Source organism: Runella sp. R0.1_18, assembly GCF_057652155.1.
The window spans coordinates 328692-338325 of record NZ_JBYFCK010000007.1 but is presented as its reverse complement, the minus strand read 5'-3'; the positions used below and the strand labels follow the sequence as shown (position 1 = coordinate 338325).

The 9634-nt window shown below is 41.6% G+C and carries 12 protein-coding genes; 10 read left to right on the top strand and 2 right to left on the bottom strand.

Annotated elements, in window-relative coordinates:
• Positions 1-145: 145 nt before the first annotated feature.
• From AC23P2_RS15400 to AC23P2_RS15355, 10 genes are all read left to right on the top strand, one after another.
• Positions 146-451, top strand: coding sequence for a 4Fe-4S dicluster domain-containing protein (locus AC23P2_RS15400; protein ID WP_487774032.1), 306 nt, complete (start codon positions 146-148; stop codon positions 449-451).
• A gap of 294 nt (positions 452-745) precedes the next feature.
• Positions 746-1768 carry a serine hydrolase domain-containing protein gene (locus AC23P2_RS15395; protein WP_487774031.1) on the top strand — a complete coding sequence of 341 codons (1023 nt, stop codon included), beginning with the start codon at positions 746-748 and terminating at the stop codon, positions 1766-1768.
• Between the two features lie 201 nt (positions 1769-1969).
• The gene (locus tag AC23P2_RS15390; protein ID WP_487774030.1) at positions 1970-2590 is read left to right on the top strand and encodes a hypothetical protein; all 621 of its coding nucleotides are present in this window, start codon (positions 1970-1972) and stop codon (positions 2588-2590) included.
• Between the two features lie 14 nt (positions 2591-2604).
• Positions 2605-3519 (top strand): NAD(P)-dependent alcohol dehydrogenase, encoded by a 915-nt coding sequence (locus AC23P2_RS15385; protein WP_487774029.1) that lies wholly within the window; start codon positions 2605-2607, stop codon positions 3517-3519.
• Positions 3520-3625: 106 nt separating this feature from the next.
• On the top strand, positions 3626-3985 hold the full coding sequence (locus AC23P2_RS15380) for an iron chaperone (protein ID WP_487774028.1): 360 nt from the start codon (positions 3626-3628) through the stop codon (positions 3983-3985).
• Positions 3986-4009: 24 nt separating this feature from the next.
• On the top strand, positions 4010-4474 hold the full coding sequence (locus tag AC23P2_RS15375; RefSeq protein ID WP_487774027.1) for a DUF1003 domain-containing protein: 465 nt from the start codon (positions 4010-4012) through the stop codon (positions 4472-4474).
• A 142-nt stretch (positions 4475-4616) separates the two neighbouring features.
• Positions 4617-5093, top strand: coding sequence for a hypothetical protein (locus AC23P2_RS15370; protein WP_487774026.1), 477 nt, complete (start codon positions 4617-4619; stop codon positions 5091-5093).
• 290 nt (positions 5094-5383) lie between these two features.
• Positions 5384-6172 (top strand): subclass B1 metallo-beta-lactamase, encoded by a 789-nt coding sequence (gene bla, locus AC23P2_RS15365; protein ID WP_487774025.1) that lies wholly within the window; start codon positions 5384-5386, stop codon positions 6170-6172.
• A 323-nt stretch (positions 6173-6495) separates the two neighbouring features.
• Complete coding sequence (arr, locus tag AC23P2_RS15360; RefSeq protein ID WP_487774036.1) at positions 6496-6936, top strand: NAD(+)--rifampin ADP-ribosyltransferase; 441 nt, start codon at positions 6496-6498, stop codon at positions 6934-6936.
• A 277-nt stretch (positions 6937-7213) separates the two neighbouring features.
• Complete coding sequence (locus AC23P2_RS15355) at positions 7214-7534, top strand: ArsR/SmtB family transcription factor (protein WP_183973548.1); 321 nt, start codon at positions 7214-7216, stop codon at positions 7532-7534.
• A 12-nt stretch (positions 7535-7546) separates the two neighbouring features.
• Here AC23P2_RS15355 and AC23P2_RS15350 read toward each other — a convergent pair whose 3' ends face one another.
• Entirely contained in the window at positions 7547-8296 is a 750-nt protein-coding gene (locus tag AC23P2_RS15350; protein ID WP_487774024.1) for a DeoR/GlpR family DNA-binding transcription regulator, read from the bottom strand.
• A gap of 128 nt (positions 8297-8424) precedes the next feature.
• Complete coding sequence (locus tag AC23P2_RS15345; protein ID WP_487774023.1) at positions 8425-9606, bottom strand: MFS transporter; 1182 nt, start codon at positions 9604-9606, stop codon at positions 8425-8427.
• Positions 9607-9634 lie beyond the last annotated feature (28 nt).

Genomic DNA, 9634 nt, shown 5'->3' with positions numbered 1-9634 from the left:
CCTTCAAGTCCGATATTTCTTTAATCAACTCTTCCATAATCTCATCTATGCAAATAGCGTACCTAAACAGTTACAAAAAGAAAATGATAGCTTTTGGTTGAAAGACCCTACGGGAAATTTGATTTGTTTAAAATCTGTATAGAATATGGCAAAAAAAGAACCAAAAGACCATTGTAAAGACGAGTTAGGAAAGGTGTATCCTATTGTAAATTTTAATAACTGTGGTGGCAAAGAAGACTGCGTTGTTGTTTGTCCTTACAATGTTTTTGAAATGCGACCAATAACCGCAGAAGATAAAGCAAAACTGAATTTCAAAGGAAAACTCAAAACCTTTTTCTTCAAACAAAAGGCTTATGTTATCAATCCCGACCAATGTCATTCGTGTGGGCTTTGTGTACAGGTTTGCCCAGAAAAGGCGATTAAATTGTCGAAGTATTTAAAAGCAGACTAACAAAAACTGCCACCAATAACTAAGCATTCGTGGTGCCGTAGCCCAAGCCATGAAGTCCCGAAAGCTTTAGCAATTGAACAATACTCGGACGAACAGCCTTTTTTTCAACAAGGTTTTTACGAAATTGGAGCTGAACATTGATGATTTTAAGTCCTCGCCTTGGGCAACATCTGAACCATTACCTGCTATTTTAAACTAAAATTCAAAATGTTGATATTAAGCTCATTTCGAGGCATGAAGCAAACAGTATTGATATTCTTTCTTTTGTTCCTATCGTACTCAACATATGCACAAATGAAAGCTATTCCAAATATTCCTGCTGTTCGTCCAGAGGAGGCTGGTTTCAACAAAGATTCAATTGCTGCACTTACTGATACCATTGCCAAATTTAAGCAAAGAGATTACCGAGGACTGATTGTGATTAAGGACAATAAAATTGTATTGGAAAATTACTACAATACATTTTGGCGTAATCACATACACGATATTCGGTCTGCGGGTAAAAGTATTACAGCTTTGCTATTGGGGGTAGCCATCAAAGATGGTTTGGTGAAAAATTTAGAGCAAGATGTGTACTCTTTCTTTCCAAAGAAAAAATACCCTTCTATTCACGATGATTATAAAAAAGTTAAACTGATTCATCTTTTGAATATGGCTTCTGGTTTAGATGCCGACTCCGACAATCCTAAAACAATGGGCAGCGAGGGAAAATGGATTGCAAAGGACGAATGGTTAAGCTACCTGTTGAGCGTTCCGCTATCAAGCGAGCCAGGAAAAAAATGGGTCTATGCAGATATCAATGCCGTTTTGATTGGAGCTATCATTGAAGAAAAATCTGGGATGAGCCTAAAAGACTATGCCAAACAAAAAGTTTTTAACCCTTTAGGAATCAAAGAGTTTTACTGGTACACAAATGCTGCTAATCAAACTGGTGCTGCTGGTAATCTTTATATTTCTACACTGGACTTTGCAAAATTGGGTCTATTGGTTGCAAACAAAGGAAAATGGGGAGATAAACAGTTAACCGATACCGATTATATGAATAGGTTATTGGGCGAAAATTCCCCTGCAATAGGCGATTACAATCCTTTGGCTGACGGATATGGGATGCTTTGGTACAGAACAAAAAGAAAATTTGGCAACAGCGAAATAAGCTACCTATGGGCATCAGGAAACGGTGGAAATCATTTAGTGGTTGTTCCTGAAAAAAACATGGTCATTGCTATGACCTCTGGTGCATACGGAAATTGGTATCCCCATACAAGAGCCTATTTTATTCTTGGTAAAATATTTCAAGCGTTGAAGGATGAGCGATAAAAATAACAGGTAATAACCAACATCTGCCACAGCATCAATTAATGCGCTATTTAGGCATCAAACCCCAATCTTTGAACAGGTTAAGGGGAAGAATTGTAGAGAAAAGCAAAAGCTAGGATTCCTTTCTTAACTTAAGTGAACGAGGTCAGCCGTTTCCCCAATCTACCTTTGCAGCATCGTTTAACATTAATGAAAACAGATATGCAAAAGAAGATTTTATGGATTGGACTTACCTTCGTGTTGGCAATCAGTTTACCGATGAGTGCACAAGATGTAAAAAAAGACAGCACTTATAAAAAATGGTGGGTTGGCAGTACTTTGTGGCTATTGGGCAATTTTGATAAAACAAATAACCCTGAGTATATTCAATTGAATGTTGGGTATAGAATAACACCCAAAGATATTATTTCCTTTAGATTTAAACGCTCCATTTATTCCTGGCCAATAGGTATCCCTTTTAATTCATCATCATTTGATGCCCCAGGAGAAAACTACCCTGGACATGCTCGCATACTGGCACCTACCATAGGCTATCAGCGGTTTTGGTGGAAAGGAGCTTATGTATCTGTTCAAGCATTAAATGCTTTTGAAAAATATATGGATAAGAATGGGAAAAAAATTGGAAATGGATACACGTTATATGTGGATTCTTATTTGGGCTACCAGTTTAAGTTTTTTAAAAACCGCTTCTTTTTTGAACCAGCTATCGGAATTAGCTATTGGCCAATACGAACCAATGTTCCAGCATCTTTTAAGGCAGTAGAACAAAAATGGAATAACTACTTTATTCAACCTGGGTTTGATTTTGGTTTTAATTTTTAACGTTAAAAGTACCAATGAAAGCTATAATCTGCCCCCAATATGGCCCTGCTGAGGTTTTGCAACTTGAGGAAGTTGCAAAACCAATACCTAAAAGCAGTCAAATTCTTGTCAAAATAGTCGCTACTACGGTCAACTCTGGTGATGCTAGGGTGAGAAGCCTTCATGTAAAGGGATTTATGAAGGTCATCATGCGACTGGTTCTTGGTGTTTCAAAACCAAGACAGCCTATTTTAGGAACTACTTTTTCGGGCATTGTTGAAACGGTTGGAGACAATGTTTCTAAATTTAAAGTTGGTGATAAAGTATTCGGGATGACAGGGTTTAAATTTGGGACTCATGCAGAATATATAGCCGTTAATCAGCATAGCCATGTGCTTAAAATGCCTAAAAATGCCACCTACGAAGAAGCCGCAGCCATCATTTTTGGTGGACATACAGCCATTTATTTTTTAGAAAAAGCAAAAATTGCCGAAAAGCCAAGCAAAAAAATATTGATTATCGGTGCAACAGGTTCGGTAGGAACAGCAGCCATCCAGATAGCAAAACATTATCATGCTGACATAACAGCCGTTTGCAGTTCCAACGGGCAAAAACTTGTTGACGAACTAGGCGTTACCAGCATCATTTTATACGACAAAGAAGACTTTACTCATCGAGCCGAAAAGTTTGATATAATTTTTGATGCAGTTGGGGCATTCAGTCGAAAAAAATGTGCCGCACTCTTGAACGAAAACGGAATTTATAAAAGTGTAAATGAATATGCTTCAGAAACAATACAACAATTGGAGCTATTAAAAGAGCTATTTGAAAAAGGAGCATTTAAGGCAACAATTGACAAGACTTTTAAAATGAGTGAAATAGTAGAAGCACATAGGTATGTTGACGAAGGACGAAAAAAGGGGAATGTCGTACTAAAAATAGGTGGATGAAAAGTTACTCTGAAAGCAGGTTTTGACCTGCTTTTTTGCTTTTGTAGTTGTTTTGATATAGCTTTCTCACTTCGACGGTACAACCCAGCAAACAATCATACATAAGATGAACGAAATCGAAACATACATTCAGCAGTTTCCTGACCATGTGCAGGAAATCTTGAGAAACATCAGAAAGTTGATAAAGGACAATGCACCCGAAGCAGAGGAATCGTTTGCGTACGGAATGCCTGCTTACAAGACACACAAAAAACCACTGGTTTATTTTGCGGCATTTAAAAACCATATCGGATTTTATGCAACACCATCGGGACACGACGAATTTCAAGCCGAACTTTCAAAATATAAACAAGGAAAAGGTTCGGTGCAATTTCCGCTTGACCAACCCATGCCCTACCAACTAATGGAAAGGATTATAAAATTCAGAGTAAGCGAAAACAGCGCCCGAAACGCTTCAAAAATGTAGTCCGACACTTACCATGATTTGCGCATGAAACATCAAGATATTCAATCCGTTAAGGAAATCAAGAACAACTACCGCCCTATTTACAACGTCAATGCTAGGCATAAAGAAAAACTTTCTACCCTCGACAAAGCTGCTTTGTGGATCACTGACCATGTCGGCAGTATGGGTTTTTTCCTCATAATCTTCTGCTGGACAGCCCTGTGGCTTGGCTGGAACACCCTCGCTCCCAGCCCCTTACGATTCGACCCGTACCCAGCTTTTGTTTTATGGTTGTTTATTTCTAACATGGTTCAAATTTTTCTTATGCCCCTCATTATGGTGGGGCAAAACTTGCAGTCGAAGCATTCTGAACTTAGGGCGGAACAAGATTTTTCCATCAATAAAAAAGCAGAAAGTGAAATTGAGGCGATTCTGAAACATTTGGAAAATCAAAATGACCTTATTCTTCAAATTTTGAACAGGCTTGAGGCATTCGAAACAAAAAAATGATCGCATGAAGAAACACTTGGTTTTGCTGTGCCTTGTCCTCTCGGTAGGCTTCATTTGCATGGGTGCTTATCTTTATCCTGGTGGGTCTCTGCACAACAAAAACTCAGTCGGATTTGACTGGACTCAAAATTTCATCAGCAATTTGTTTCAACCCAAAGCCATCAACGGCCTTAAAAACCCGTCGAGAATTTGGGCGACCATTGGCATGGCTTTCAATTCTTTAGGCTATGGCCTATTTTTTATCAATATGGCCAAAAAGATGTCCAACAAGCACGCCTCTTTGGTTCTAACATTAGTAGGCTTTAGTGATATCCTCTTCAACTTTCTCATTGCCACCCCGTTGCACGACATCATGACAATCCTCTCTAGCACATCATCTTTGCTGGGGCTGTTTTACATAACCGTTTTTACCCTGAAAACAAAACTGCATTTCTTCAAAATCGGCTGCCTGCTTTGCATGGGTATCTTTTATTATACCTTGTTTCTTTACGGATTTGGCGATTGGGGTTTATTAGCAATTATGCAGAAAGTAACCTTAATTTGCTCCATGCTACTCGTTTTGGGGTTTGAGTATTTCACTAACAAAGAGGACTTTAGACCAAATATAGAAATGAAGTAACAGGGCAAAAAAGCATCCAATAAAAAGTTACTATTTATTGCTCCAGAGGAACTCAATCTTAGTACAGTGTTAAGTAAATAGCTTTATTTTTTACCCGCAGAAAGCCGCAGAATTATAAAGGCTGATTTTCGCTGAAAAAGGACTTTATATTGTCATTAATCTGCGTCAATCAGCGGGTAATAGTTAAAGAAACTTAGCTTACAGTGTCCTTAGTAGAAATTTTTAAAATACGTTGAGCCTGATGAACTAGGCATAAAAACTATAAACCACACAAACTGAACACAGCACCAATGAAAAGCCTATTCAAGCCATTGTTATTTTTGCTCTTTGCCTGCTCATTTTTTTACGTCAACGCTCAAAAACGCACTCATTTCAAAGCCAAAGTAGTTTACAAATCTAAAGAGCTCGTCGTCACCCAGATTGCCACTAACTCTTTTGAACATACGTCCTTCAAACAAACCACTGATTTTGGGTACGTTCCTTGCAATGGCCTCCTTGTCCGCGATGGAAACGAAACGATTATTTTTGACACGCCCACCAACGATAAAAGCGCCGAATTACTAATCAAGTGGGTCAAAGAAACGCTTCAGTGCAGCATCAAAGCCATCATTCCAACGCACTTCCACGACGATTGTTTGGGTGGGCTACAGGCTTTTCACGATAACGCCATTCCTTCCTACGCTTATTTCAGGACCATCGAGTTTGCCCAAAAGAACAAGTATGTTGTCCCCCAAAATAGCTTCCGTGACTCCCTAGTTTTGAAAGTGGGCAACGAAACGATTGTCGCCAAATCGTTCGGAGAAGGCCATACCAGAGACAACGTCGTTGGGTATTTTCCCAAAGAAAATATCCTATTTGGAGGGTGTTTGCTCAAAGAAATGGGAGCTAGCAAAGGCTATTTGGGCGACGCCAACGTGGCTGAGTGGTCGAATACCGTCGAAAGAATCAAAAGTCAGTACCCCAACCTGCAAGTGGTAGTGCCTGGACACGGAAAATACGGCGACAAAAAACTGCTTGATTACACCATCGGCCTCTTCAAAACCGAGATGTTTGGTGAGCAGCTTTTTAAGAAAAACTAACCCTTCCCAAAAATCATAAAATGGAATTTTCACCTTTCAACAACATTGTTAAACGCTGCCTTCAAGGAATGGAAATGGAGGCCAAGGGCAGCCCCGAAGAAGCCAACAAACTATTTCGACAAGGGTGGGAAGAAGCCGCCAATGAGTTTGAAAAGTTTCTTGCTGCCTATTACGTAGCTCGACATCAACCTACCGTTTCCGACCACCTACACTGGCTAACCATTGCGTTAGAACATGCCTTAAAGGCCGATAATGAAGCCACTAAAAGCGCACTCCCCACTTTGTATTCTCAAATTGCTGCGTACTATGACGACTTGGGAGATGTGGAAAACGCCAAAAAAAATCACGAGCTAAGTGCTTTATACGGAACAGCTCCTTCCGACAGAGGCCCTTTTTACCATGGTACAAAAGCTGATTTACAACTGGGTGATATGTTGGTCGCAGGTGGGGTTTCAAACTACCAATCTGAACTGGTAATGAATCATATTTATTTCACGGCGCTGGTCAGTGGTGCAGGTCTTGCGGCAGCATTGGCCAAAGGCGATGGCCCCGAACGCGTCTATATCATTGAGCCTACGGGTAGTTTTGAGCATGACCCGAACCTCACTGATAAAAAATTTCCAGGCAATCTAACTCGTTCTTATCGCTCACAAGCACCTTTAAAAATTGTGGGAGAAGTAACCAAATGGGGCAAACAAACGCCGCAGGCGATTCAAACCTTTCGTGAAAAATTGGACAACAACAAAGGTAAAATCATTAATTAAAACGAATAAACTGTAAACAACTGTACTCGATTATTCTTATATCCATAAAAATCGTGTCGAATCAGTGTCATCAGTGTGCTAAAATCGTCGATAATAGAACACTGATTGCACTGATTTAACGGGTTCACACGGATAAAAGATAGATAAAATAGAAACCTTCGGGTACAGTAACTGAAACCCTTAAACAAGAAAACCAAAAAAATTTACAACAAGAGTTTGCGAAGCCAAAAAGTTGCCCACATATTTGCAACCAGTTAGTTTCACAAAAATAACGATTATGAGAAGAGACGTGTTTCAGGCCATTGCTGACCCTACCAGACGGGCGATTATTGCGTTGATTGCGTTGCAGTCGATGACTCCCAATTCGATTGCCGAACATTTTGACACTACACGTCAGGCAGTTTCAAAGCATTTACGCATCCTGACTGAGTGCGAACTGGTGAAGCAAGAACACAAAGGACGCGAGATTTACTATACGCTTGAGCTAGAACGAATGAAAGAAATCGACAAATGGCTTGAACAGTTTAGGGAGATTTGGGAAACGCGTTTCAGCCAGCTTGATACGTTATTACAAACCATACAAAACCAACAAACGTAAGCAGCTTGCTGATTACAAAATCTCAATATCAAATTTTCGGTAGTTATCGAGCACAGGGTCGTTGCTCGGTAAATCAGTGATAAGCGTGTCGATGGTGGAAAGTTCACATACCTTAAAAAAATCGACGGTTTCGAGCTTTTCTTTGTTGCTCAACACAATCGTCTTGCGGGCTGATGCCATCAGGATTTTCTTTACTTCTCCCTCGTCTTGGATAGAGGCGGTGATTCCGATTTGACTGTCTATCGAACACGCTCCCATAAAATACACATCGGCTTGGTACTTTTGGGCTTCGAGGCAAGTTTGAACCCCCACGTTGGTTTGCGTACTTCGGTTATAATTTCCCCCCAACACAATCACCTCTAGCCCATGGTGCGCCGACAACAGCGGAAGTAACGCTATGTTATTGGTTATCAAGCGAAAACTGGCTTCAATCGGAATACTTGAAACAAACGCCAGCATGGTCGTACCTCCGTCTATAAACACGGTTTTGGCACCCAAAAGCTGTTGTTGGGCTTTGAGCGCAATTACTTTTTTAGCGTCGGGAAACATATCCGCGCGGTCTTGAAACGAAAGCGGACTCGCTGAGGGGCTAATGGCTCCGCCTCTTACTTTCACTAGCAATCCACTCTTTGCAAGTACTTCAATATCCCGACGGACGGTATCTTCTGAGACGTTCAAACTCAGCGCTAACGCTTCAAACGAAGCTTTATTGGTCGCTTTTATGACTTTCAAAATATGGTCAAAACGCTCCTCTTTTAACATTTTTTTGAGGTTTTTTATGGTAAAGTAGTGCCAAGGGTTGCTCGCAACCCTTGGCACGAAAAATCGGGTTGTGAGCAACCCTCAGCACAGGAAAAATCGGGTTGTGAGCAACCCTCCACACGGCACGGCTACTTCCTGCCATACGCTACGCCTACTAGCAGCAGCAAAAAGCCCGTAAAGCCGAATGCTATCGACAAGGAAGTTTGTTGGGCGATGAACCCTAGAATGGCTGGGCCTGCCAATTGACCAGCGTAACCCATGCTCGTAATGGCCGCAAGAGCAACCGAACTTGGTACATTTTTGAGTCGCCCTCCTTCGCTGAAAAACACAGGGACGATATTTGCCGCGCCGATTCCTACCAAAACAAAGCCTACAAAAGCACCAATAAGCCAAGGAGTTCCGACAATGAGGGCAAAACCTACAACACCTACAAACGCCCCTCCCGACACCACCGTTTTGGTATCAAGTTTTGAAACTACTTTGTCGCCCACCAAACGCATGACCGCCATGGCAACCGAAAATGCCGCGTAGCCCACCCCCGACAATGCCTCCTCTACCCCTCGGTTGTCGCGGAGAAAAATGGCGCTCCAGTCGAGCATGGCTCCTTCGGCCAAAAACACCGCAAAACACATTGCTCCCAAGAAAAGCACTTGGGCATTGAGCCACGATGCACCTCCCGAACTTTCTTCGCTTTTTTCAGGCGCAAATCGACGGTTTACTTTCACTTCGGTAGCGGCATCCATCAAAAAACGAAACTGCGTAAGCACAATCAACATCATTAATCCTGATACAGAAATGGCCGCCATCAACGGCGTTATACCCAACTTTATCAATAAACCAATGGCCAGCGGCCCTACCAGCCCCCCAACGCTAAAAAAGCCGTGGATGGACGACATGATTGGTTTTTCCGATAAATTCTGAATCTGAACCCCGTGTGCATTCATGGCGACGTCGATGCTACCAAGACCTGCGCCAAACACGAAAAGCATGGCCGCCATGGCCACCGAAGAATCCATAAGCAACAGTAGCGGCAACGCCACCGACATCACGATGGCAGAAGCAATCATCGTCTTTAGGGAGCCTATTTTGGAAATCAGCCAACCCGAAATCGGCATGAGGATAATTGCCCCTGCGCCCAAAAACAACAGCAAAACACCCATCCTGCCGTCGTCGAGGCCAAGTCGGTCTTTGGTATAAGGAACCATCGGCGCCCAACTCGAAATCCCAATACCGCACACCAAAAAAATGGCTTTGAGGGCAAATCGTGCTTTTTTCAAATCTAAGTCGATGGCGTCGTCGCGGAAATTCATACTTGTACGAGATATTTTGGTAGAAAAC